This is a genomic window from Flavobacterium beibuense F44-8 (assembly GCF_000769915.1).
Classification (GTDB): Bacteria; Bacteroidota; Bacteroidia; order Flavobacteriales; family Flavobacteriaceae; genus Flavobacterium; species Flavobacterium beibuense.
In genome coordinates this window covers 139,148-165,548 of sequence record NZ_JRLV01000003.1, presented here as the reverse complement: position 1 = coordinate 165,548, position 26,401 = coordinate 139,148, and the positions used below count along the sequence as shown (strand labels likewise).

The following is a 26,401-nucleotide window of genomic DNA, read 5'->3' as shown; positions in this document are numbered from 1 at the left end:
TTTAATTATAAGCTTTCAGAATCTATAATGGTATTCTTAAGCGTACCAATTCCCTCAACTGTTGCCTCTACAACATCACCCGGCCACATAAACTCCTGCGGAGTTCTTCCTGCGCCAACACCCGCTGGTGTACCTGTAGCAATTATGTCTCCGGTTTCAAGTGTAAACACCGTACTCAAATCATGAATCAGGTCGTTTATATTAAACAACATGAATTTAGTATTTGAGTTTTGTTTTTCTACTCCGTTAAGTTTAAGGGATAAATTAAGGTTATGCGGATCTTTTATCTCATCTTTAGTTACCAGTACAGGCCCCATAGGCGCAAAGGTATCCTGACCTTTAGACACAATCCATTGCCCTGCACGGCGACAGTCTCTGGCACTAATGTCATTGATTATAGTATAACCGTAAACACAGTCAAGAGCATTCTCCTTAGCTATGTTTTTTCCGCCTTTGCCTAAAATAACAGCAAGTTCTACTTCATAGTCCAGTTGTTGAGTCACTTTTTGGTTGTGGATAATATCTGTTTCAGGTCCGGTTACGGCTGTTGTAGGCTTAGAGAAAATAACCGGCTGTTGCGGAAGATCTTTTGAAGTATCCAGTGAACGAGCCGATTCTGCAACGTGTTCAGTATAATTAAGACCGATACCAAAGATATTTTTTCTTGGTCTTGGGATAGGAGCAAGTAGGGTAGCGTTTCCTAATGGTATAGAACACTCTTCCAATTCCTCTTTAGTTGCAGTATTTAATAACTGAACAGCCTGCTTAATTCCGTTTTCACCTAAATCAATAAAATCAAGCATATTATTAGGAAGCGGACTCTGTTTTAAATGCCCCAGTTTTTCGGCATCAACTATCATATTATCTTCAATAAATCCTAGGCTTGAGGCCGTATGGTTTATTCTGTAAGTAACTAATTTCATTATTGTTTGTTTGTAATATTATTATTCAACTGTCTGGAACCCGTCAGGATGTGCTTTTTCCTGATATAACCCCAATGATTCTATCACAGGTAAATCATTAAACGAGAACAGGCACGCATCTTCTGTTTCCGAAAGGTTAACATGCTCATGATATACCCACGAAGGTACACAGAAAATATCTCTTTCTTTCCAGTCATAGCGTTTTCCGCCTATAATAGAGTAACCTTTGCCTTTGGCACACTGATATACAAACGATCCGGTGTGTTTATGGGCTTTGGTATGCTCTCCGGGGCGTAACATTTGTATAGAAGCTCCCATAGTCTGCATTACATGGCCACCCGTTACAGGGTTGGTATAATGCATCAGTACACCATCATAAGGTGAACCTTCATTAACTGTTGCAGCTTCCTGCAAGGCAGGATATACCTGTTTCCATGAATATTTGAAAAGTGGAGAGTAAGGTTTATTCCAATCCTGATCGGCTGGTACAAGTCCTGCACCTCCATATGTAAGCGGAGAGAAGTTAACGGGTTTTTCAAGCGGTTGTTTACCATCAAGAACAGCATAGTCGTTAGCTTCAAGCGCATTTACAAGCGGAATATCAAGTCCGTCCTGCCAAATACAGGTCTTTCCGCCTTCTTCAACGCCATGCTCATGCCATGTACTGTTTGGAGTAATAACAAAATCGTTGACTTCCAGCATTATCTTATTACCATCTACAACTGTATAACCACCTTCTCCTTCCATAATAAAACGAAGGGCAGAGGCTTTATGGCGGTGAGCAGAAGTGCTTTCTCCGGGTCTTGTTACCTGGATACCGGTGTAAAGCCAGCCTACAGCAGCACTTACATCCCTGCGTTTATCGTTTACAAGATAAACAACACGTCTTCCGGCCTGTTCGGGAGTTACGAGCTCTGATGATTTTAAAACCAATTCTCTTAAATCCTCATAGCGCCATAACATAGGTACCGACGAAGGTTTTGGTTCCCAGGGTTCAATATCGTTTGCTACGGTCCATAAAGCACCGGCGCCAAGTTTGTTCAGTTCGGCATAGTAGGCTTCTAATTCCGGAGTGTCCTGTACTCTTGCACGGCCCAGTACACTGTCATCGTATTTTGTATCCATACTAATATAGTTTTTAAGTTGAATGTTTATTCTTCCAGATTATCGGTAAAAGTTATATTCTTTTTAGGAGCAGTATTAACCTTTAAATCAAATATGTCAAAGCGGTTATAGTGCCCTAATATATCATGCATTTGTTTTGGCTGAATACATTTTGATAAGTCGATATCAGCATAAACAATACCTTCATCATCAATTAGCGGTTCTCCAATTACGGCGCCATTAGGCCCTATAATACCTGAGAATGCACTATTTTTTCTGGTTAACAGTTCTTCCACATTAGGCACATCCTCTTTCATTACGTCCATTATCTCCTGAGTAATGGTAGAACACGATACAATTGTAAAAAGTTTACCTTCAAATGAGTGTGCCGCAGCCCTTATCTTAATGGCTTCTGCCATATTATAATCAGGCGGGGCAACGGGCAACGAAATATAATTGGCTATATGTATAAGTTCTCCCTGACTAAGAAGTGTAAAACGTGCTAATGTATTGGTGTTTTCTCCACAGGCAAGCGTACCTATAGGTCCTATTTCTGTATTGTATACTTTAAGGGACGAACCGTCACCACCAGTCCAGGTAAGCTTTTCAGCCCAGGTAGGCACCAGTTTTCTGTGTTTCCCTACAAGGTTACCTTTGTTATCTATAATTAAGTTGGTATTATATAATTCACCAAGGCTTTGTCCGCGCTCGTTTACACCTATGACCACATGACAATTATGTTCTTTTGCTGCTTCACAAATTCGGGCTACTTCAGGCCCCGGTACTGCGATAGAGTTTTTGTATAAAACCTCATACCATTTGCTTCCCTGTACCGGAGTCATTATCCAGTTCCAGTAAGGATAACCTGCAACAAACACTTCAGGAAAAGCAACTAATGATGCTCCGTTACCCGATGCCTCTGCAATAATGGAACAAGCCTTATCTACCGTAGCTTCCACATTAAGGAATACGGGAGCAGCCTGTACGGCAGCAGCTTTAAATTTTGGTAATTCTAACATTATATTTCGAATTATTAATTCTCTGATTTATATCTCTCCAGTACAGTTCGCATAGCATCTGTAAACGGACTCGCTTTTATATCACCTCTGTCGTTCAGGAAATCAACTTTTACAAGTGTAACTTCACCTTCAAGACATGTAGAGCCATCTTCATGCTCAAATTTAAACCCGCACACCATAGATGACCCGCCAATGTTTTTTAGCCAAAGGTATTTGGTAAGCTCATCGCCAAGACGGGCAGCTTTTTTAAACTGTATTTTTAAATCAACAGTAGGTATACCGCCTGTTTTATGTATGTTTTTGAACGGAAGCTCTAGTGCTTCTTCATAAAAATCTTCCACAAGGCAGTTTAGCATTTCCAGAAAACGCGGGTAAAAAACGATACCTGCATAATCCACATGCTGAAAACGTACTTTCTCTTTCTTAATAAATGCTTTTTCCATTTATGCCTGAACTGTATTTTTTAATTTAAATCGCTGTATTTTACCTGTTTCTGTTTTAGGTAACACATCGACATACTTTATTTCTCTCGGGTATTTATAAGGAGCTGCAACTTCTTTAAACCAATCCTGGATGGCTTTGGTAAGTTCGTTACAGGCTTTATTTTTATCTTTTAGTACAAGGTAGGCACAAACCACCATACCTCTGTTTTCATCAGGTAATCCTACTACAGCACATTCGGCAACATCGCTGTGGGTGATCAGTACGTTTTCAACCTCAATAGCCGAAATGTTATATCCAGATGAAATAATCATATCATCTCCGCGAGCCACAAACCAAAAATAGCCGTCATCATCCTTTTTAAAAATGTCTCCGGTAATATTCCAGCCATTTTGAACATACTGCTGTTGTTTTTCAGGGTTATTAAGATACTTACATCCGGTTATACCACGCACAGCAAGTCTTCCCGGAGTTCCGTTTGGCAGCTCATTTCCATCTTCATCAACTATCATAGCTTCATACCCTCTTATAGGTAGTCCTGTAGCGCCAACACGCATGTTCTCTTCATTAGATGAAATAAAGATATGAAGTATTTCTGTAGAACCTATACCGTCTATAATTTTCAGTCCGGTAGTGTTATACCAGTCTTCCCACACCTTAACAGGAAGGGTTTCTCCGGCAGAAACACATTTTCTAAGTGATGAAATATCATATCCATTCGCTTTTTGTGTGAGTATCCTCCATGCAGTAGGAGCAGTGAAACATATTGTTACCTTATAATCCTGAATAGCCTGTAAAAGCAAGTCAGGAGATGGTTTCTCGATTAAAAATGTAGATGCTCCAAAATAAAACGGGAATAATACCAAACCACCCAAACCAAAGGTAAAACCTAATGGCGGACTACCAATAAAAACATCATTAGGAGTAGGTTGTAAGGAGTATTTTGGGAATGCCTCGCATATCAATAATATATCCTTGTGGTAATGTGAAGTCATTTTTGGCTTTCCGGTAGTGCCCGACGTAAAGCCTATAATAGAAAGTGAATCTGATTTTGATTTGTAATTACTGAATTCTTTTGGTTTTTGAGCCATTAGTGTTTCCAGTTTAGAAACTCCTTTACCTGAACCGTCAAAAGTAATGATCTGTTTCAGGAACGGACTCTTAACTGACATCATTTCGTCTTCAAGGCGATAATCGCAAAAAGCATGCGATATCTCGGCGCTTTCAACCATTACACTAAGTTCCTTTTCACGAAGTAGAGGCATAGTTGCTACAACAATACCACCCGCTTTAAGTATAGCAAACCAGCATGCTACATACATAGGATTATTTGCCGACCTGATAAGTACCCTGTTACCGGGAACCAGTCCCATATTTTCAACTAAAACATGTGCTATCTGGTTAGACTTTTCATATAAGTCTTTGTAAGTCCATTGCATATCAAAAGTCCTTATGGCTATTTTATCGCCATTTCCCTCGGCAATATGTCTGTCAAGCAGTTTTTCTACACAATTTAAATCTTCAGGAAACTCAAAATCAGGATGTCCTGTAAAGCATTGTGCCTGTAGCTCAGCAGCAGGTAAATGGTCGTGTGCAAAATTATCTTCGTAATATTTCATTGCTGTAATGCTTAATTACTTTTTATGCGTTAATGGTTTTAATGCCTTTTTCATCCCTTCCAGCATTTTACGTTCTCCTCCACGGTATGGATATAAGTGTGATGTTGCAAAAGAGTAGGGCTTAGGTATGCCTAAAGCTTCAAGATTATCAGCCTTATGCTGTTCATATGCCTGTGCATTCCTAACAAATGACGGATCTAACAATAATGTTTTTCCGAGTGCAACCAAGTCAGCACGTCCGTTTAAAAGTATCGTATTGATCTGATCTATATCCTGAATGTATCCGGCTGTAATAGTCGGTACATGTACTGTATTTCTAACCATGTCAGAGAATGGTGTTTGCCACATTCTGCCTACAACAGGTTTTTGATCTGCAACCGTTAATCCTGTAGATACGTTAATTATATCGGCTCCTGCATCTTTAAAAGCTTTTGAAACTGTGATTACATCAGCCTCTGTTATACCGTTTTCAGCCCAGTCACAGGCCGAAATACGTACACTCATAGGCTTATCACTATTAAAAGCAGCTCTCATTTCCTTAAAAACTCTTATAGGAAAATTAAGTCTATTTTCAATGCTACCGCCAAAATCATCTGTACGCGTATTTGTTAAAGGAGAGAGGAAAGAAGCAAGCAGGAAACCATGATGTGCCTGTAGCTCAATCATATCAAACCCTGCCTTGTCAGCATTTTGGGCTGCCGTAACAAATTCAGAAGTTATGATATCCATATCTTCCTGAGTCATTTCTACTGGTACAGCCATTTTATCGTTAAACGGAATAGGAGAGGCCGACATGAGTCCCCATGCATTATCAAGGGGGGAGTTATTACCTTCCCAAGGGAACTTAACAGCACCTTTTCTTCCCGAATGTCCTATTTGGATTCCGATTTTAGCAGCACTGTTCAGATGAATGAAATCGGTTACCCTTTCCCACGCTTCCACCTGCTCATCGTTCCATATACCAGGGCATCCAAGGGTAATTCTACCTGTTGGCGAAATAGCTGTAGCTTCGGTTAAAATTAGACCGATACCACCTACAGCCCTTGAACCATAATGCATAAGATGCCAGTCGTTTACAAGTCCGTCAACAGCAGAATACTGCTCCATAGGGCTCATAACTATTCTATTTTCCAATTTTATATTCCTTAATTTATAAGGTGTAAAAGCCGGAGAAGTTTGCAGGTTTTCGTTTCCTGCATTCGTATTGAATTCTGCCAGTACTTTTTTAGGGAAAGAAGGATCGCGTAGTGCAAGGTTTTCAAAAGTTACCTTTTTGGCTCTTGTCATTACACTAAAGGTAAACTGCATAAAATCATGCTGTATGTGCCTATCCATGTTTTGGAACCATTCCAGAGATACATTAGCGGCATGTTGAATCACTTCAACACGGTTGCGGCGTAATTTCTCGTAGTTCTCAAAAACAGCTTTGGTGTCAGTTTTATGTTTTATTACCGAATCGGCCAGTGCTATGGCACATTCCATTGCCAGTTTGGTACCCGACCCGATAGAGTAGTGGGCCGTAGCTTTTGAATCCCCCAGTAAAACAATATTACCGGCACTCCATTTTTTATTGGTAATAACAGGGAACTGTCTCCAGTGTGATCTGTTAGTAATTAGCGGATGACCATCTAGTTCATCCTTAAAAATCTCTGATATTTTATTAATGGTGTCCTGCTCATCTGTAACACTAAAACCTGCTTTATTCCAGGTTTCATCAGTCGTTTCAAAAATCCAGGTACTCATTCCTTCTTCATACTGATAGGTATGTGCTACAAATGTACCATGTGGTGTTTCCCTAAAGAAGTAAGTAAAAGCATCCAGTGGCTTTGTAGATCCCATCCATACAAAGCGATTGCTTTGCAGTTCTATATTAGTTCCGAAATCAGAAGCAAACTTTTCACGTATCGCACTGTTAATACCATCGGCAGCTACTATAATATCTGAATCCTTAAACTGGGATATATCATCCACATTAGCTTCAAACTTAAGGTTAACACCTTCTTCAAGGCATCTTTGCTGTAAAAGCTGTAATAATGTTTTGCGGGAACAACCGCAAAAACCGTTACCGGTAATACGCACTTTTTCACCGTTTCGGGCTACATCTAGTTCGTCCCAGTACGCAAAACGGTTTCTGATCAAATCATACGATTTTGGATCTCGGGTAAGGAACTCGCTAAGGGTTTCATCAGAAAACACCACTCCGAAACCAAAGGCATCATCTGCCTTATTACGTTCGTAAACTGTTATATCACAATCGGGGATTGCCTTTTTTGTAAGTATCGAAAAATATAAGCCTCCGGGGCCTCCGCCTACAATTGTTATTTTCATCATTGAGGTCTTTTTATTGAGAATATCTCACCCAGTTTTGCATAGTTAGAACCTGCCAGTCGGGCAATAGGTCTGTATGTTTCCGGGTTAATTTTATAATTATCAAGCAATACGCTTTCATCTATATGAAACATTACTACACGTCCTATCATAATAGTAGCACCGCCATGTTTATGGCCTTCAAGAGAGTAGTGATGTACTAGTTCACATTCAAAACTTATCGGGCTTTCTAACACTCTGGGAGCTTTAACTTTAGAGCAGGGAGCCTGAGTCACTCCAGCATAATCAAACTCATTTATATCAGGTGGAAGGCTTGCCGAGCTGTTGTTTACAGCTTCAGCCAAATCTTCAGTAGCCATATTAACCACAAACTGTTTTGTAGTCAACACATTATTTAAAGTATCCTTATTAGAATCTCCGGGTCTTACGGTAGAAAACATAACATGTGGCGGATCTTCACCAACTACATTAAAAAAGGAGAAAGGTGCCAGATTAGGAACACCGTTTTCACTTATTGTGGAAACCCAGCCAATAGGTCTTGGTATTACCGATCCGCTTAGTATTTTATAAACTTCGCTTTGGCTTATATTTAAAGGATCAATTATCATTAGAAGTGTAATATTTACTGCAAATAAAAGAAAAAAATATTATCAAATTTTACAGATTTATGTTATAAAAATATGTTTTATAAATAAATATCTAACATTTATGTTTTATTAGACTATTATTTTACTGATTAACAGCAAATTTATAATTTACATATTTCTTAAAAAAATATATTTAAAATTATATAGTATATAAAAATATTGGGTTAAAAATATATTTTTTGCTTTATCAAAAAAATGGAGGAAAATATTTAAAAAGCCATAGGGCAATAACCTTATTATTGTATTTTTGTTAGTGTCGATATGACACTTATTAACCTAAACCGCAAGAAAAATGAGTTACTATCAGATAAAAAGTCTGGAACAATACTTTAAACACTATAATAAGTCTATTAGAGAACCACGAAAATTTTGGGATAAAATTGCCGACGAAAACTTTACCTGGTATCAAAAATGGGATAAGGTTGTAGAGTTTGATATGCAGGAGGCGGAAGTTAAATGGTTTCTTAATGCAAAAGTAAACATCACTAAAAACTGTATAGACAGGCATTTAGCTAAAAGAGGGGAGAAAACCGCTATTATATTTGAACCTAATAATCCTGATGAGGAAGCGCAACATATAACCTATAATGAGCTTTATGAAAGGGTTACAAAAATGGCTAATGTGCTGCGTGATCAGGGCGTAAAAAAAGGGGATAGGGTATGTATATACCTCCCTATGATTCCTGAACTGGCCATTACCGTACTTGCCTGTGCACGTATTGGAGCGGTACACTCTGTAATTTTTGCCGGTTTTTCTGCTTCAGCTGTAACGTCAAGAGTGCTTGATTTACAATGTAAACTGGTAGTTACTTCTGATGGTGGTTTTAGAGGAAACAAAACCATCGATTTAAAAGGTATAATTGATGAAGCGCTGGAAAAATGCCCTTGCGTAGAAAAAACTCTTGTTGTTAAACGTACTAACAGTAAAGTTAACATGAAAGAGGGTAGGGATTACTGGTTACAGCCATTACTGGACAGTGCTCCATCTAACAATGTTGCAGAAATAATGGATGCTGAAGATCCATTATTTATCCTGTATACATCGGGTTCTACCGGTAAGCCTAAAGGTATGATGCATACTACTGCAGGATATATGGTTTATTCGGCTTATACCTTTAAGAATATATTTAATTATGAAGAAAATGATGTGTACTGGTGTACTGCCGATATTGGCTGGATTACCGGACACTCATATATAGTATACGGTCCGTTACTAAACGGGGCTACAACCGTAATATTTGAAGGAGTACCTTCATATCCTGATTTCGGACGCTTTTGGGAGATTATTGACAAGCATAAAGTAACGCAGTTCTATACTGCGCCAACGGCTATCCGTTCACTTGCAAAAGAAAACTGGGAATGGGTAGATAAATATGACCTTTCATCTCTTAAGATTATCGGTTCTGTAGGAGAGCCTATAAACGAAGAAGCATGGCACTGGTATAATGACCACGTAGGGAAGAAAAAATCTCCTATTGTTGATACCTGGTGGCAAACTGAAACAGGCGGTATCATGATTTCACCTATACCATTTGTAACACCAACAAAACCTACTTATGCCACGTTACCGTTACCGGGAGTACAGCCTGTACTTATGGATGAAAGACGTAATGAGATTGAAGACAATCAGGTAGTAGGTAGTTTATGTATCAAATTCCCTTGGCCGGGTATGGCAAGAACCATTTGGGGAGATCATCAACGATTTAAAGAAACTTATTTTACCGCTTTTCCAGGTAAATACTTTACCGGAGATGGCGCCCTTCGTGATGAAGTAGGGTATTACCGAATTACAGGTAGGGTAGATGATGTTGTAATCGTATCAGGTCACAACCTCGGTACGGCACCTATTGAAGATGCTATTAACGAACACCCTGCAGTGGCAGAATCGGCTATTGTTGGATTCCCACACGAAGTTAAAGGTAATGCGCTTTATGGCTTTATTACCCTTAAGGAATCAGGTGAAGACAGGAACAGGGATAACCTGCGAAAAGAAATTAACGAACATATATCAAGCCATATTGGTCCAATAGCCAAACTGGATAAAATCCAATTCGTTTCAGGTTTACCTAAAACACGTTCGGGTAAGATTATGAGACGTATACTAAGAAAAATTGCCGAAGGTGACTTCTCTAACTTTGGAGATACCACCACATTGTTAAACCCTGAAATTGTAGATGAAATAAAAAACGAAAGAATATAGAATAACACAAATCCAACTAAAAAACTAAACAACCACCAACCAAACTAATGAACAAACACTTTTTATTGCTATTGCTGCTTATATCCTTCGCCGGATTTGGGCAGCGATACGAGTTTGATACCTTTACAGAGTATCAATTCATTAAAACAGAAAAGGCTGATGCCGAGAAAACTTTTGAATTTTCAAATTCAAAAGATAATAGTTATATACTCTCGGTACTGGATAAAGGCAAACAGGTAACATTAACATTCCTGCACGCTTCCGGACAAAAAGCCATTTTAAAAATGGATAAAGCCCGTTTTTTTGAAGAGGAAGATCTTATTGTAAATTGTTCTTCAACAGAGAAACAGGATTTGACATCGGCTAAAAATGCCGTAGTGAGCTTTGATTTTCAAAAGCTTAACGATACTATAATTAAAAAAGATACGCTACAGCACTATGTAATTAGAACTGTAGATAAAAAAGCTGCTGCTGAAACAGGAGAGAGGCACTTTATAATTCAAAAAAGTACCGATTTCCACCTGCCTAATGTAACGCCCGGAACTATTCCATATTTTTGCTGGGCATCAGGTAAAGAGTTACCAAGCGGTTTATTCAGGCAAACCTATATTGTTAAAGACAGTGAGTCTGTCGAAAAAATGGTTCTTGTTAAATACGAGAAGTTGAGAAAGATTCTTGTTTTAGAACGGGGATGCCAATATTAAATTAAAAATAATTGATTTGTGTTATTCTTTTTAGCTTACTTTTAAGCTATATATAGAATAGAGTAAAAAGAGAGAGTAATGAGTATGGATGATTCCACTATAAATAATTTAAGGGAGGCCTTAAAATATTCACCTGATAATATCCCTTTAAAAATACATTTAGCCGAAAGCCTTTTGGCACTTAACCGTTTTGAAGAAGCCGAAAAGGAGTATAAAGAACTTTTAGGAATGCAGGACAATTCGGTAATACGCTTGGGTCTTGCTACTACCTATTACAGGCAAAAACAATATGCAACCTGTAGTGTTATACTTGAAGATTCATTAAGGTTATACCCAGATAACGTTAACCTACTTGTATTGTATGCCAAAACACTTTTAAAAGAAGACATGCATGCACAGGCAAGAGAAACCTATAAGCATGTACTGGAACTTGTGCCTGCTTTTAGAGACGAAGAACTTGATGCCGAACTGCGTGCCGGTAATATACAGATTACTGAAGACGATATTGATGAAGAGTCTGACTTCCATAAATTTTTAACTAAACCTACTATAAGCTTTAAAGATGTAGGAGGGATGGACAAAATAAAAAAGGAAATTGAACTTAAAATCATTCATCCGCTTAACCACGCCGATTTGTATAAGGCCTATGGTAAAAAAACAGGAGGAGGGATTTTGTTATATGGTCCTCCCGGATGTGGTAAAACCTATATAGCAAAGGCTACCGCCGGAGAAATTAAGGCTAATTTTATTAGTGTAGGACTTAATGATATATTAGATATGTGGATTGGTAACAGTGAGAAAAATCTGCATGAAATTTTTGAAGTTGCCCGACAAAATAAACCCTGTGTACTGTTTTTTGATGAGATAGATGCTCTTGGAGCCAGTAGGAGTGATATGAAAAACTCGGGTTCAAGGCACTTAATTAATCAGTTTTTACAGGAATTAGACGGTATAGAGTCTGATAACGACGGTATACTTGTGCTTGGAGCTACAAATGCACCGTGGCACCTGGATCCGGCTTTTAGAAGACCGGGCAGATTTGACAGGATAATTTTTATTCCGCCGCCGGATGAGGAAGCAAGAGAATCAATTTTTGAAATTAAACTGAACGATAAGCCAAAAGAAAGTATTAATTATAAAAAACTGGCAAAATCAACTCCCGATTATTCGGGGGCAGATATTGAGGCTGTTATAGATATATCTATTGAAAGTAAACTGGAGGAGTCTTTTAAAACGGGAATCCCCGAACCTATTAAAGATAAGGATATAAGTAAGGCTATTAAAGTCCATAAAGCCAGTACTAAAGAGTGGTTTGTATCTGCCAGAAACTTTGCTTTATATGCTAATGAATCAGGACTGTATGATGATGTTTTATCTTACCTAAAAATTAAAAAATGATAACCGACGGTTTAATTCAAAAAGCAGCTCTATTACTACAACAGGGAAGGTATAGTGAAGCAGAAAATATTTTAGGACAGTTACTTACTCAAAACCCTAACGATATTGATACACTTACGCTGTTAAGTGAAGCAAACTTTCAGCAAAAAAAATATGATAAAGCAGAAGAGTTAGTTAATAATGCTATTGCTTTAAGTCCTGATGAGAGTTCTCTTTTTTATCTAAAATCAAGGATTTATCTTTATAAAGATGAATACAAGGAAGCAGAGAAATATGCTAATACTGCTATAAGCTTACTTCCTGAAGATGAGAATAATTATGTTATTCTGTCGAATATATTATTGGCTCAAAAGAAATTTCAGGACGCACTTGATGCAGCCGACAGAGCTTTAAGTTTAGCTCCCGATAATGTATTTGCATTAAATATGAGGAGTACTGCCTTGCTAAAATTAAATAATAAAGATGAGTCTTTCAGAACTATTGAAGAGGCTTTACACGAAAATCCTAACAACGCGCACACACATGCAAATTACGGATGGGGATTGCTTGAAAAAGGAGATAAGAAAAAGGCTTTAGAACATTTTAGTGAAGCATTAAGAAATGATCCTGATAACAGTTTTGCTCAAGCCGGTATGGTTGAAGCACTTAAGGCAAGGTTTGTTTTTTACAGATTGTTTTTAAAATATTCTTTCTGGATGTCAAACCTTACCTCTAAATATCAATGGGGGGTTATTTTAGGATTTTATTTTGGTACAAAATTTCTACAACGTGTAGCAGCAAACAACGAAACATTAAGACCATTCCTTATACCTATAATAATACTATTGGCATTATTTGCTTTTTCTACCTGGATAATAGGTCCTGTAAGTAATTTATTTCTGCGTCTTAATTATTACGGTAAGCACCTGCTTAGTAAGGAGGAAAAAATGTCGTCTTCCCTTGTTGGCATCTTTTTAGGAACATCAATATTAAGTGTTATAGGTTATTTTATAAGTAAAGATCAGGCTTTTTTAATACTCGCCATATTTACTTTTACTATGATGATTCCAGTTAGTAAACTATTTAATCAGCCCAAAAACATATTTGTTGGTTATAACATCATAATGTTTTTATTAGGTGGATATGTTGTATTACAGACTTTTATAAATCATATAGTACCCGATAATATAGCTATTATATACTTTTTCGGATTTCTTGCTTTTCAGTTTCTTGGAAACTATTTTTCTATTAATCGTAAAAACTGATTATGAAAGATTTTTTTAAAGAGATGTTTGAATATACTTTTCATTTTAATGAAATGGTAATAAATGCTCTTTTGTCTTCTGAAGTCACTTTACCAGAAAAGTCATTAAAACTTATTAATCATACTATTAATGCTCATGAAATTTGGAATCACAGAATAGAGGAGAAGCCCTGTGCAACCTCTGTTTGGGCAATGAGAGGTTTAACCGAACTCAAACACATTAATAAAAATAATTACAATACTTCAATTGAAATACTTGAGTCATATGACTTTTCTAAAGCACTAAGTTATAAAAACTCAAAAGGAGATAAGTATACTAATACCGTTAAAGATATCTTGTTTCATATTGTTAACCACTCCACATATCACAGAGGACAAATAGCCACCGATTATAAAGAGTATGGCATTACTCCATTAGTAACCGATTATATTTTTTACAAAAGATAATTAAATCCCAAGCTTCGACTTAAGCTTTAAAAATACCAGAGCGGTAGTATATGCATTACCGGATGCTGTTAACCTGTCGCTCTTTTTTATTTTAAGGGCATCACACACTTCATCAAGACTTACCTGAGTATCCTGTACATGGTGTTGCCATCTTTGAAAAAGAGCATTGGTGTCCATAAACGTATTTTTAAGACGACCCAGTTCAAGTCTTTTTAATGCCTGGTTAATCATTTCTAAATCGAGGTTTATATTATGACTAACAAGTGTGGCATCTTTTATAAAGTTTAGAAACTGAATAATAGCTTCGGCTTCTACAAACTTTTCATCATCATCTTTAATAACATCACTAAATGCTACCGAGTGTGAATTGAATTTTTCCTGTTTTATAAAAATCTCGAAAAAGTCGCCAATCTCAATGGCATTATCATTTATACCAATGGCACCAATGGAAAGGATAACATCGTCTTTCCAGTTTAGTCCGCTGGTTTCCATATCAAAAACTACATAACGTTTATGTACTTCATGATTATCATCCTTCTCAAAATGAGTAAGGTAGTTTTTCCAAAATTGAGGTAAATTAGTTCCTATCAGCCAGTCTAATGCCATATTATATTAGTTGATATATGTAAGAGAAAAACGGTTTTTTAAAAGATCATGTATTTCATTTATAGGCTGAAAACAGTTTTTAAGTTTAAGCCTGTCAGATTTTGATAACTCTTTTAGGTTAAGGTATCTACCGTCAGAATTACTTATTAAACCTTCTTCCGTCCTAAAACGCATTAATACATTAAAAGCATCGGCACAATTAGTATATAGTTCCTCATTTTCAGGCTCCAGTTCAGCCAGTTTTTTAAAACGCTGGTATGTACCGGTAAAATCTACAAGGTTATGGCTAAGAGCTAATACTCTGGCCGCATCGCCAAGAGGTTCTAAAGCTCTGTTTTTAATATCAAAAGTATCTTTGTGTTCCCCATCATTCTCAACCAAAAACTGCCTGAAAAAGCCCAATGGTGCCGGATTTTTTAATGCATCAGCCGCAAGATAAGCAAAAAACTTTTTATTCTGCTGTATGCTTTTCTCAATATTATCTGTAATAACCTGTTCTATTTCAGGAGTTCCGTATAAAAAGTCCATATCAAAAAACAGCGTACTTAACTGTACTGTTTTCTCTTCAGGAGAGTTAATCCATATATTATATTGTTTAATCCAGTCGGTTACTGATTTACACCATTTAGGATTATTGGCCATAACATCATCGGGAGACATTTCATAACCTACATTATTAAGCATTCGTACAACCTTATCGGCAAGAACAAGAAAATAACTCTTAACCGTTTCATATTCATTAGAATCTATGTCTTCAAAAATAAGAGCGTTATCCTGATCTGTAAGTAATAATTGTTCTTTACGTCCCTGACTGCCGATGTTTAACCAAACAAAACGGGCAGGAGCAGGGGCTCCCATTTCCTGAATAGCAAGTTCAATAGCTCTTCTGGTAATAGCAATATTTATTTCAGCTACTATGTTAGTTATATGAGATACCGGTATATTTTTGTCTATTGAATTTTGTATCAGTTCAGTCATCCTGTCACGAACAACTTTTAGCTCTTTGGCATCAAAAGCACGGCGGGTTTGTTTTAATAACATGCCCGGAGTATTAGCCTGTGCGGCAACTACATCATGTTCTGATATAATACCTGTTACCTGAGATTTATCTGTACCATCTTTTGTAACACACAAATGACCAACGTTATACTTGAGCATAAGCATTTGTGCTTCGGCTACTGAAATATTTTCCGGTACAGTGATAACCGGAGCTGTCATTATCTTATCAGCTGTAATTGTTATAGGAAAAAGTCCTGTAGCTATTTTAGAACGTAAATCCCTGTCGGTCACTATACCTATAGGTAACTGGTCTTTTTGTATAATAACACTACCTATAGAGCTGGTAGACATAGTTTTAGCTATATACATAACAACATCATCAAGATTAGCTGTAACAGGGTTTTTAGTATATTTTATGGGCTGAAAATACTGTATATCAGTAGTATGTTCAGCAAATATCATGTTTTCCGAAATCAGTTTTCCGCTATGTTCCTTATCATAAGGATTACGTGTATGAGAAGCAAAACTTTGAAGAAGGAATTTTAAAACCTCCTTATTTTCTGTTATATAAGGCTCAAATACTGCTATAGGTACAGAGCATATAATTGAGTCTTCCCGTGCTTTTGCAGTCATTAAGTAATGATTTTTAGCAAAAAAAGGTCTTAATCCCAATATATCGCCTTCGTCGCATTTATCTACCAGAGTTTCTTCAGCGTCTGAGGTTAATGATAAACCAACAGCACCACTCTTAACTACATAAAAATTTTCATGTGTTTCCTCACCACCTTTAAATAGTATCTGATTCTTTTCGAGATAAATTATTTTAGATAGATTAGCTATACTAAACAATTCCTCAAAAGTCATACTACTGAAAGGGGGGAAGTGCTTTAAAAATTTAGCAACATTCTCAGCAACAGGATTTTTCATAAAAAGGCGATTTAGTAATTAAAAATACTACTTTTTAACATTCGTTGCAAAGAAATTACAATCTTATAAATCAATTGTTTGTTAAAAAAATATGCTAAAAGCTTAAAATAAACTAAAAATAAAATTCATCATTTAATTAATGTTATTAAATTTACAGGATTAACTTTCAAAACTAGTGAACATGAAAATTTCTAAAAAAATTGCAACCGTATTGTTTACTGTATTTTTTACAGTTTTAGCCAGTGCTCAGGATAAAAAACCATTAAGTCCGGCAGCATCAGCATATGGAAAAATAAATGAGGCTAACATCAATATTATTTACAGCAGCCCGTCTGTAAGAGGAAGAGAAATATGGGGCGGACTTGTTCCTTACGGTCAAGTATGGAGAGCAGGTGCAAATGCTCCAACAGTATTTGCTGTTGACAGAGAAGTTACTGTTGAAGGAAAAAAACTTCCTGCTGGTAAATATTCTTTTTACATAATTCCTGAAGAAGGAAACTTCACAATTATTTTTGGTAAAGACAGAAGTATGTCAGCTTCTAAATATGATTCTTCACAAGATCAGCTTCGTGTAACAGTTAAGCCTAAAAAGAAAACAAATCTAACTGAAAGCTTAGAGTACAGTGTAAACAGTAACAATGTAACTTTAACTTGGGAATATCTTGAAATTCCAATCAGTGTAAAATAATAAAGAATTTTACTTTATTAAAACTCCGCTTGTATTAAGCGGAGTTTTTTATTTATAGAACCTTTAATAGGCTAAAGTTAAATTTTATTTTACATAATGTATATTATATTTCAAATGCAATATTTTAATAAAACCGAACAGTTAGAGTCCATTTATTCTTTTTAATAAAAATTAAAAGTACTTGTAAAACAATTATAAAATCTGTTAACTAATATTGTAGCGTTACTTAACTAATTTAAAAATTAGCATTAGTTTAATTTTACCTCTGCCGAATTTAGGGAGCAAATAAACCGGCAGAGGTTTTTTATTTTTAATAATTTAATAATTGTAGTAATTCAGACTCAAATCTGTTTTTTGGTAAATATTGATCTTCAAGCGCTTTTGTAAACGGAATTGCTGTTTCAATACTACCAATACGTTTTACCGGAGCATCAAGATATTCAAAACAATTTTCCATTATCATTGCAGATATATCACTGGCAATTCCACCAAAAATTGTATCCTCCTGAAGTATGATTGCTTTTCCAGTTTTCTTGACTGAATTATAAATAGCTTCGGTATCTAATGGTTGTAGTGTTCTTAAATCCAGTAAATCGGCTTTTATATCAGTATTCTTTTCTAAAACCTCCAAAGCCCAGTGAACACCGCTACCAAAAGATATGATAGTTACATCGTTACCTTCTTTAAGCAAGGACGCTTTACCAAACGGTAATGTATAATAATCTTTAGGAACATCCTGATAAACACTTCTGTATAAGGCTTTGTGCTCAAAGAACATTACCGGATTAGGATCGTTTATTGCTGTATTTAGCAAACCTTTAGCATCATAAGGGAACGCCGGATAAACCACTTTTAAACCTGGTGTTTTGGTAAACCAGGCTTCGTTAGTTTGTGAGTGAAACGGCCCTGCCTGTACACCTGCACCACAAGGCATTCGCACTACAACATCGGCATTTTCCTGCCATCTGTAATGTACTTTTGCTAAATAGTTTACAATTGGGTTAAATCCCGTAGAAACAAAATCGGCAAACTGCATTTCAATAACCGACTTGTACCCGTTAATGGAAAGCCCCATACCTGCAGAAACAATAGCCGATTCACATATAGGTGTATTCCTGATACGGTCTTTACCAAACTCTTTTACAAAGCCGTCTGTAATTTTGAATGCTCCACCATATTCGGCAATGTCCTGCCCCATTATCACAAGATTTTCATGACGCTCTAAAGACTGTTTTAATCCCTGCGAAATTGCGTCAATCATCCTTACATTATCAACTTCATTATTTGAGTTAACTTCCTGATATATAAATTCTTTGTAAACATCATTTAACTCTTCACTTAATAAAGCTTCTATAGGCTCTTCATTAGATGCTAACTGATAATTTTCATCTATTTCTTTTTTAAGTTCGGCCCTTATAGCTTCATCTTCTTCATCAGTAAGCAACCCTTCTTCCTTAAGGTAATTTTTATAATTATCTACCGGATCCTTAACTGCCCACATATCCATCAGTTCCTGCGGAACGTACTTTGTACCACTCGCCTCTTCATGCCCGCGCATCCTGAATGTTTTAAACTCCAGTAAAACCGGATGCGGATTTTCTCTTATAGAATCTACTATTTCATTTAGCTTGTTATAAACCTCAAGTATATTATTACCATCTATAATATGAGATTCTATACCATATCCAACACCCTTATCTGCAATATTCTCACATCTGTACTGCTCATTGGTTGGTGTAGATAGTCCATAACCGTTATTTTCAACAACAAAAAGTACCGGTAAGTCCCATACTGCAGCAATATTAAGTGCCTCATGGAAATCTCCTTCACTAGTAGCTCCTTCCCCTGTAAATACAGCGGTTACTTTTCCGTTATCTTTAAGTTTATTGGCAAGTGCTATACCATCGGCCACACCTAATTGCGGACCTAAATGCGATATCATTCCAATAATCTTATACTCTTGTGTGCCAAAGTGAAACGATCTGTCACGACCTTTAGTAAAGCCATTAGCTTTACCCTGCCATTGAGAGAACAATCTGTATAACGGTATATCCCTCCCAGTAAATACACCCAGATTACGGTGCATTGGGAGAATATATTCATCTTTATTAAGTACAGCGGTTACCCCAACAGAAATTGCTTCCTGCCCTATACCGGAAAACCATTTTGATACTTTGCCCTGACGGATAAGAATAAGCATCTTCTCCTCTATCATTCTGGGCTTTAATAGCTTTTTATATAAATCAAGTAATATTTGATCGGATAAATTTTTCCTGTCGAATTGTAGTGTGCTGGTAATCATAAATGGTTTTGAATTGACTCTTCAAATGTATAAAAAATAACAATACAAGAGCTAAATGTTATAATTTGAAAATTTCAAACGTTTTAGTTTGTAATATTAATTTTTACTTACTTCTCTAACTATTCTAAAAGAATAAGATTATTATGAAAAAATGCTTTGATGATAAGCAGTAGGTTTTCATTTATCATATTATCAAAATTAGTAACTGTTTTATTATTTACCACAAAAAAATCATAGTGTTTATTACTGCTTTTATATTTTTAACTTTTACAGAAATAATTATTTTACCTTTGTTATATGCTTAGAAAAGCGACAATATAAAACATCAATTAACTGAGTTTATGCAAAACATCCCCAGTGTAGATTTGCGTGATTTCCTTTCGGACAACCCGGAACGCAAGCAAAAATTTGTAAATGAAATCGGTAAGGCTTACGAAGACATAGGCTTTGTAGCACTTAAAGGTCATTTTCTTGACCAGAAACTTGTAGACAGGCTTTATGCTTCTGTAAAGGATTTTTTCAATCTTCCGTTAGAAACTAAAGAACAGTATGAAATTCCGGGAATTGGCGGACAGCGTGGTTATGTATCCTTTGGGAAGGAACATGCCAAAGGCCGTAAAGAAGGTGATTTAAAAGAGTTTTGGCATTTTGGACAGTATTTGGATCCAAACTCAAAGTACAATAAAATATACCCTCCAAATGTTGATGTTAAAGAACTTGCTGACTTTAATGCTGCCGGAAAAGAAACATATAAAATGCTTGAAAAAACAGGAATTTATGTTTTAAGGGCATTGTCTATTTATCTGGGTATTGATGAGTTTTACTTTGACAAGTACGTATCTGAAGGAAATAGTATATTAAGACCAATACACTACCCTCCTATTACCGATGAGCCTAAAAATGCAGTAAGGGCTGCTGCTCATGGGGACATCAACCTTATAACCCTGCTTATGGGTGCTCAGGGACGTGGTTTACAGGTACAAAACCATGATGGTGAATGGATTGATGCTATAGCCCAACCGGATGAGCTTGTAATTAATGTAGGCGACATGCTTTCAAGACACACTAACAATAAACTAAAATCAACGATACACCAAGTAGTTAATCCTCCAAGGGAGTTATGGGGTACTTCACGTTATTCTATTCCGTTTTTTATGCACCCTGTGGCTGACATGAAGCTTAACTGTCTTGAAAACTGTATCGATGAGAATAACCCTAAGCAGTTTGATGATATTACAGCAGGTGAATTTTTACATGAACGACTTGTAGAACTGGGGCTTATAAAATAAAAGAGATTATGGGAAAGAAATTAAATAGTTTAGAAGATCTTGGCGGATTTGTTTTTTCGACCAATAAGGATTTCGAATTTGAAAACGAAGAAATAACAGAAACTCCCGAAAATGAAGAGCAAAGGCTTGAAGCCCATCTTGATAAAAAGAACCGTGGCGGTAAAATAGCTACTGTTATTAAAGGTTTTGAAGGAAATGATGATGACCTTAAAAGCTTAGCAAAAAAACTAAAAACACTTTGTGGAGTGGGTGGTACAGCTAAAGACGGAGAAATTATTATACAGGGAAACTTTAGGGATAAAATAATGGAGTACCTAAATAAAGAAGGTTATAAAGTAAAAAGGGTGGGCGGATAATACCTCTTCCCTATTACTCTAATATATTACGCCCGTTAGCATATTCTGACGGGCGTTGTCTTAATATCCTGTAAAAGGTATTACTAAATGTAGGTAAACTGTTATACCCCACGGCAAGCGCCACATCACTTACCTGCATTTCCTTATTCTGTAACAGTTCTACTGCTTTTAGCATACGGGATATGGTAAAAAACTGAATGAATGACATCCCCATATCCTTTACAAAAATGCGATGTAGTGTTCTTGTGCTTAACCCGAATTGATTTGCCAGTCCTGAAAAAGTAATATTATCACTTAAATGATTGGTTATATAATCAGTAATCTTAATAAGACGACTGTCTTTTGCTATTGGTAACGATAATGACAGGTTAGTCCCCGATACTTCAGGCAATAAAACCTTTAATGCTTTTGCTATGACATAGTTTCGTTTATCAGGTTTAAGGTTACCTTTCCACCTATTAGTAAACAGTAAAAGATTCAATAGTAAATCGTTTACCGGATATATAGCTTCTTCATCATAAAAATCCAGATCATTTTTCTCTACAGGAAAATAAAGATTCCGCATCATCACATCTTCAGAGTTAGGATGTATACTGTGTTCTACTGCCGGCGGTATCCACATATAATGCCTTGCTGGTAAAAAGTAGGTGTTTTTTTGAGTTTTCACATAAGCTATACCACCTTCAACATATAAAAACTGAGCCTTGCAATGAGTATGAAGCGGAATAAGTAGCTCTCCCATCAAATCATGATGACAATATATACTGGTATTATCCTTATCTACTTCGGTTATATAATACTTATCATTAGTCATAAAAAAGCACTGTCTTAAATGAATAAATATTTGTCTTTTACAAATATACGGTCATTAAAACGTTTTCGTAAAATTGCCATATACAATTACGAAAATGAGATTATAGCGCTATAATTATTTAATTATAATCAATTTTTCGTCTAAATAAATTCGTTTATGCAAATTGACAGAATAAAATATGAGGATTACAAAGATAAGATTATAACAGCTGAGCAGGCTGCCGCAATGTTTAAAGATAAAATGACAGTAGGTTCCAGTGGTTTTACAAAAGCCGGAGATAGTAAAGCAGTTTTACCAGCCTTTGCCGCCAGAACTGCAAATGAAAACATAGCGATTACACTGATTACAGGTGCTTCATTAGGACATACTACAGATAGTGATTTAGCTCGTGCCGATGCTTTATACAAAAGAATGCCTTTTCAGGTAGATTCGGTTTTAAGAGATAAAATAAACAACGGTTCGGTATTTTTTATTGATCAACATTTAAGTGAAACTGCTGAATTATTAAATAACAAGCACCTCCCTCCTCTTGATCTTGCTATTATTGAAGCTTCTCAAATAGACAGTAACGGTAATATAATCCCCACTACATCAATAGGTAACTCAGCCACATTTGCAAAGCTGGCAAATAAAGTGATAATTGAAATAAATACATCTATACCAATTAATTTCAATGGAATACATGATGTAGTTATTCCTGAAGAATACCCTGTTAGAAATACACTACCTATCACCAGCGTTAATACCCGAATAGGAAAAGAATACATATGCATAGACCCAAAAAAGATTGCAGGAATTGTGTTCACAGAGCTTCCTGATAGTCCGGCACAGGAAACATCTTCAGACGATAAAACTGAGGCCATAGCCAATCATCTGATAACATTTTTTGAAAACGAAGTAAAATCGGGCAGGTTAACCGAATCGCTATTACCATTACAGGCTGGCATAGGTAAAATAGCAAATGCAGTGCTTTCCGGCTTTTCGAAAGGAAATTTTAAGCATTTAACAATGTATTCTGAAGTGTTACAGGATAGTACTTTTGAACTTATCGATTCGGGTATTATGGATTTTGCATCAGCTTCTTCTATAACTGTTTCAAAATCATGTTACGATCATCTTATAGCTAATTTTGATGATTACAAAGACAAGATCATTCTAAGACCCCAAAACATAAGTAATGCCCCTGAAGTTATTCGTCGACTAGGAGTTATAGCTATCAATACTGCTATTGAATTTGATATTTACGGTAACGTAAATTCTACCCATATTACAGGATCAAAAATGATGAATGGTATTGGCGGTTCCGGTGATTTTGCCCGAAATGCCTACCTGAGCATTTTTGTATGTCCTTCTGTATCAAAACAAGATAACGCAATCTCTCATGTTTTACCTATGGTTTCTCACGTAGACCATACTGAGCATGATGTTGATATATTAGTGACCGAAAACGGACTGGCAGATTTGCGTGGACTTGCCCCTCGTGAACGAGCCGTACAAATAATTAATAATTGTGTTCACCCGGATTACCGTGAAGCAATACAAAGCTACTATGACAGAGCCTGTGAGCGGGGCGGACATACACCTCATTTACTGGAAGAAGCCTTTTCATGGCATTTAAACTATGTAAATAATGGCACCATGAAAGCGCTTTATACAGTAGAAAATTCATAATTTCCAAATGTTGCAATTTGTTTCAGTATCCCTAAAAGGTTTTATGCATTTTAGGGATTTTTTATGCCTGTAAAAGTTTTGAGGCATATTATTCTATTATTACCTTTATCTTTTTAAGAAAAGTAATAATGACCACATTAAAAATAGCAGGTGTACCGGAACACTTTAATCTACCCTGGCATTTATGCATCCAGAATAACGAATTCGCTAATCACAGTATTGATTTACAATGGACTGACGTACCCGAAGGCACTGGTAAATTGTGCCAGATGCTTCGTAATGGTGAAACTGATATTGCCGTTATTTTAACGGAAGGTATTATTAAGGATATCGCTGCCGGCAACGATTCTAAAATTGTTCAGGTATATGTAGATTCTCCGCTTATATGGGGAATACACGTAGCTACAGGTTCATCATATCAAAACATAAATGACATTAAACAGGGTAAGGTAGCCATAAGCCGTTATGGATCGGGCTCTCATTTAATGGCTTTTGTAAATGCCGAAAATCAGGGATGGGATACATCAAAACTTGATTTTGAGATTGTAAATACTATAGATGGCGCTGTTGATGCATTGACAGAGGGAAAAGCCGATTACTTTATGTGGGAACGCTTTATGACTAAGCCTTTGGTAGACAATGGTATATTCAGGCGTGTAGGCGACTGCCCTACTCCATGGCCTTGTTTTGTAATAGCTGTAAGAAATGAGGTGTTACAAAATAACTCTAATGCTATAGGTATGATTCTTGAGGTAATCAATAATAAAACTGCTGGCTTTAAGGAAATTGAAAACATCGATACTGTTTTAGCCGATAAATACAACCAGAAAGTTGAAGACATAAGAGAGTGGTTAAAACTAACCGAATGGTCACAAACGAAACTGGATAAAACTACGTTTGATAAAGTACAGGATCAGTTAGTACGCCTGAATATTATTGAGAACAAAACATCGTTTGAAGCAGTAACCGGATAAAAACCCGGCGTTTTGTTGAAAAAGAAATGGCAAAAATAAATTCCGAATCCATTAGAAAATTTAAAAGCAAGCTTCAGGTAAAGAAGCCCTGGGATTCTATTATCATTTTTGTACTGAATATACTTATTGCTATTCCGCTTTTTATAATATTACACCAAAACCTGATTGACCCTAACTGGCCTTTACATTTAGACAGGGTTTTAATATTTGTTGTTTTAGTTGTAGTCATCCAGCTTATTTTAAGACTTTTAAAAACAGTTCTTATTGTTTGTATATTCTTTTATCTTATTGCTCTTGTATACGGCTCTATTTTTGGAAAATATGGTTTTAATGCCGTTTTTGAAGATTACAGGGCCATGGTATATGCAATGGCAGACAGCCCTAATCCGCAGGATGTAATTGTATCTAAGCTACTACCCTTTCCTAATAAATCTAAAACACTTGATGCAATAGATTTTAATAACCCAAAGGTTAGGAATTTTGCGCTTTCTGCCACCAGAAAATACTTTAACGAGGTAAAAAGTAACCGAAAAGACCGACTATTAATACAATGTTTTGCTGTATTTAAGGAAATACGAAATAAGTGGAATTATGTAAATGACCCAAAAGGGCGTGAATATATAGCTTATGCATCAGAGTCTTTACAACATTTTTCAGGCGATTGTGATGATCACGCCATATTAATGGCTGCCTGTATAAGAGCTATCGGCGGAACTCCACGCCTTATTCACACGGGAGGGCATTTATATCCTGAAATGCTTGTAGGTAACAAAGCCGATTTAGAAACAGCCAATTACCTTATAAAAGAAGTATTATTTGTAAATGAAAGTCGTGGCAAGGAAATACATTACCATATAGACGAACGCGGCCAGATATGGCTTAATTTAGACTATACGGCAATGTATCCAGGTGGCCCTTTTATGTCGGAAGAGATACTGGGAGCATTGACTCTTGAATAATTACCAGTTAATTTCCTTTTTCCCTTTTTCTTTTAAAAACTCATTAGTTTTACTGAAATGTTTGTTACCAAACCACAGTCCTCTATTAGCACTCAAGGGTGACGGGTGACCTGTTTCAAGCACCAAATGCCTTTGCATGTCAATACGTGCACCTTTCTTTTTGGCAAACCCACCCCAAAGTAAGAAAACAACATCTTTCTTTTTCTCTGATATTTTCTGGATAACAGCATCGGTAAACGTTTCCCATCCTCTACCCTGGTGGCTTCCGGCTTCACTCTGTCTTACAGTTAAAACTGCATTAAGTAATAGCACTCCCTGATCGGCCCAACGTTCCAAGTTTCCTGTTTGCGGAAAAGGTTTGCCTAAATCGGCTTCAATTTCTTTAAAAATATTGATTAATGACGGAGGCATAGGAATACCATCGCTTACCGAAAAACACAACCCGTTTGCCTGTCCGGGTCCGTGATATGGATCCTGCCCTATTATTACCACTTCAACCTTATCAAAGGTACAATGGTCAAATGCTGAGAATATCTGGCTGCCTTTTGGGTAACATGTAGCTTGGGAGTATTCCTGTTTTACAAAGTCTATTAGGGAATTGAAATAAGGCTTTTCAAATTCATCTGACAAAACCTCATTCCAAGAAGGATGTATTTTAACCTGCATTTTTAGTTTAGATTTTGTACAAATATAGCCATTACAGGTAAAAGGCTCTATAAAGCTTTTTAAACTTGTATAAATAG

The 26,401-nt window shown here is 36.4% G+C and carries 23 protein-coding genes; 11 read left to right on the top strand and 12 right to left on the bottom strand.

Annotated elements, in window-relative coordinates; genetic code table 11:
- Positions 1-5: 5 nt before the first annotated feature.
- Genes Q763_RS02890 through Q763_RS02860 form a run of 7 tightly spaced genes read right to left on the bottom strand, consistent with a single transcriptional unit; the run spans position 6 to position 8,042 of the window.
- Positions 6-923, bottom strand: a complete 918-nt coding sequence (locus Q763_RS02890; protein WP_035131002.1) for a fumarylacetoacetate hydrolase family protein — start codon at positions 921-923, stop codon at positions 6-8.
- 21 nt (positions 924-944) lie between these two features.
- Complete coding sequence (locus Q763_RS02885) at positions 945-2,048, bottom strand: cupin domain-containing protein (RefSeq protein WP_035131000.1); 1,104 nt, start codon at positions 2,046-2,048, stop codon at positions 945-947.
- 26 nt (positions 2,049-2,074) lie between these two features.
- Positions 2,075-3,046, bottom strand: a complete 972-nt coding sequence (locus Q763_RS02880; protein WP_035130998.1) for a carbon-nitrogen hydrolase family protein — start codon at positions 3,044-3,046, stop codon at positions 2,075-2,077.
- A 14-nt stretch (positions 3,047-3,060) separates the two neighbouring features.
- The gene (locus tag Q763_RS17330) at positions 3,061-3,489 is read right to left on the bottom strand and encodes an acyl-CoA thioesterase (protein WP_052123202.1); all 429 of its coding nucleotides are present in this window, start codon (positions 3,487-3,489) and stop codon (positions 3,061-3,063) included.
- Complete coding sequence (locus tag Q763_RS02870; protein WP_035130996.1) at positions 3,490-5,106, bottom strand: AMP-binding protein; 1,617 nt, start codon at positions 5,104-5,106, stop codon at positions 3,490-3,492.
- A gap of 15 nt (positions 5,107-5,121) precedes the next feature.
- Complete coding sequence (locus Q763_RS02865; RefSeq protein ID WP_232297495.1) at positions 5,122-7,437, bottom strand: oxidoreductase; 2,316 nt, start codon at positions 7,435-7,437, stop codon at positions 5,122-5,124.
- Positions 7,434-8,042 carry a flavin reductase family protein gene (locus Q763_RS02860; RefSeq protein WP_052123201.1) on the bottom strand — a complete coding sequence of 203 codons (609 nt, stop codon included), beginning with the start codon at positions 8,040-8,042 and terminating at the stop codon, positions 7,434-7,436. Before Q763_RS02860 ends, Q763_RS02865 begins: the two co-directional genes overlap by 4 nt.
- A 331-nt stretch (positions 8,043-8,373) precedes the next feature.
- Here Q763_RS02860 and acs point away from each other — a divergent pair, with 331 nt between their 5' ends.
- The 5 genes from acs to Q763_RS02835 all read left to right on the top strand — a co-directional run bounded on the left by acs (position 8,374) and on the right by Q763_RS02835 (position 14,073).
- Positions 8,374-10,281: an acetate--CoA ligase gene (acs, locus tag Q763_RS02855; RefSeq protein ID WP_035130993.1), complete on the top strand. Its 1,908-nt coding sequence runs from the start codon at positions 8,374-8,376 to the stop codon at positions 10,279-10,281.
- Between the two features lie 47 nt (positions 10,282-10,328).
- Positions 10,329-10,985, top strand: a complete 657-nt coding sequence (locus Q763_RS02850; protein ID WP_157499292.1) for a hypothetical protein — start codon at positions 10,329-10,331, stop codon at positions 10,983-10,985.
- Positions 10,986-11,063: 78 nt separating this feature from the next.
- Positions 11,064-12,383, top strand: a complete 1,320-nt coding sequence (locus tag Q763_RS02845; protein WP_232297494.1) for an AAA family ATPase — start codon at positions 11,064-11,066, stop codon at positions 12,381-12,383.
- Positions 12,380-13,627 (top strand): tetratricopeptide repeat protein, encoded by a 1,248-nt coding sequence (locus Q763_RS02840; protein WP_035130991.1) that lies wholly within the window; start codon positions 12,380-12,382, stop codon positions 13,625-13,627. Before Q763_RS02845 ends, Q763_RS02840 begins: the two co-directional genes overlap by 4 nt.
- 2 nt (positions 13,628-13,629) lie before the next feature.
- Positions 13,630-14,073 (top strand): DinB family protein, encoded by a 444-nt coding sequence (locus Q763_RS02835; RefSeq protein WP_035130990.1) that lies wholly within the window; start codon positions 13,630-13,632, stop codon positions 14,071-14,073.
- Here Q763_RS02835 and Q763_RS02830 read toward each other — a convergent pair whose 3' ends face one another.
- Together Q763_RS02830 and Q763_RS02825 are read right to left on the bottom strand one after the other, a co-directional pair.
- Positions 14,074-14,679, bottom strand: coding sequence for a 3'-5' exonuclease (locus Q763_RS02830; protein WP_035130989.1), 606 nt, complete (start codon positions 14,677-14,679; stop codon positions 14,074-14,076).
- A 6-nt stretch (positions 14,680-14,685) separates the two neighbouring features.
- Positions 14,686-16,605, bottom strand: a complete 1,920-nt coding sequence (locus tag Q763_RS02825) for a DUF294 nucleotidyltransferase-like domain-containing protein (protein WP_035130988.1) — start codon at positions 16,603-16,605, stop codon at positions 14,686-14,688.
- A gap of 181 nt (positions 16,606-16,786) precedes the next feature.
- Here Q763_RS02825 and Q763_RS02820 point away from each other — a divergent pair, with 181 nt between their 5' ends.
- Entirely contained in the window at positions 16,787-17,293 is a 507-nt protein-coding gene (locus tag Q763_RS02820; RefSeq protein WP_035130987.1) for a DUF2911 domain-containing protein, read from the top strand.
- Between the two features lie 310 nt (positions 17,294-17,603).
- Here the strand turns inward: Q763_RS02820 and Q763_RS02815 are convergent, their stop codons facing one another.
- A complete protein-coding gene (locus tag Q763_RS02815) occupies positions 17,604-19,595 on the bottom strand; it encodes an alpha-ketoacid dehydrogenase subunit alpha/beta (protein WP_035130986.1) in 1,992 nt (663 codons plus the stop codon).
- 341 nt (positions 19,596-19,936) lie between these two features.
- On the opposite strand from Q763_RS02815, the gene Q763_RS02810 reads away from it, so the two are divergent.
- Together Q763_RS02810 and Q763_RS02805 are read left to right on the top strand one after the other, a co-directional pair.
- The gene (locus Q763_RS02810) at positions 19,937-20,884 is read left to right on the top strand and encodes an isopenicillin N synthase family dioxygenase (RefSeq protein ID WP_035130985.1); all 948 of its coding nucleotides are present in this window, start codon (positions 19,937-19,939) and stop codon (positions 20,882-20,884) included.
- 8 nt (positions 20,885-20,892) lie between these two features.
- Entirely contained in the window at positions 20,893-21,240 is a 348-nt protein-coding gene (locus Q763_RS02805; protein WP_035130984.1) for a translation initiation factor, read from the top strand.
- A 13-nt stretch (positions 21,241-21,253) separates the two neighbouring features.
- Here Q763_RS02805 and Q763_RS02800 read toward each other — a convergent pair whose 3' ends face one another.
- Positions 21,254-22,054 carry an AraC family transcriptional regulator gene (locus Q763_RS02800; RefSeq protein ID WP_035130982.1) on the bottom strand — a complete coding sequence of 267 codons (801 nt, stop codon included), beginning with the start codon at positions 22,052-22,054 and terminating at the stop codon, positions 21,254-21,256.
- 156 nt (positions 22,055-22,210) lie between these two features.
- On the opposite strand from Q763_RS02800, the gene Q763_RS02795 reads away from it, so the two are divergent.
- The 3 genes from Q763_RS02795 (at position 22,211) to Q763_RS02785 (ending at position 25,658) form a co-directional block, all read left to right on the top strand.
- Positions 22,211-23,725, top strand: coding sequence for a succinate CoA transferase (locus Q763_RS02795; RefSeq protein ID WP_035130980.1), 1,515 nt, complete (start codon positions 22,211-22,213; stop codon positions 23,723-23,725).
- Positions 23,726-23,853: 128 nt separating this feature from the next.
- Positions 23,854-24,699 carry a substrate-binding domain-containing protein gene (locus Q763_RS02790; RefSeq protein WP_035130978.1) on the top strand — a complete coding sequence of 282 codons (846 nt, stop codon included), beginning with the start codon at positions 23,854-23,856 and terminating at the stop codon, positions 24,697-24,699.
- Positions 24,700-24,725: 26 nt separating this feature from the next.
- Positions 24,726-25,658, top strand: a complete 933-nt coding sequence (locus tag Q763_RS02785; RefSeq protein WP_052123200.1) for a transglutaminase domain-containing protein — start codon at positions 24,726-24,728, stop codon at positions 25,656-25,658.
- On the opposite strand, the gene Q763_RS02780 is transcribed toward Q763_RS02785, so the two are convergent.
- On the bottom strand, positions 25,659-26,324 hold the full coding sequence (locus Q763_RS02780; protein ID WP_035131285.1) for a uracil-DNA glycosylase: 666 nt from the start codon (positions 26,322-26,324) through the stop codon (positions 25,659-25,661).
- Positions 26,325-26,401 lie beyond the last annotated feature (77 nt).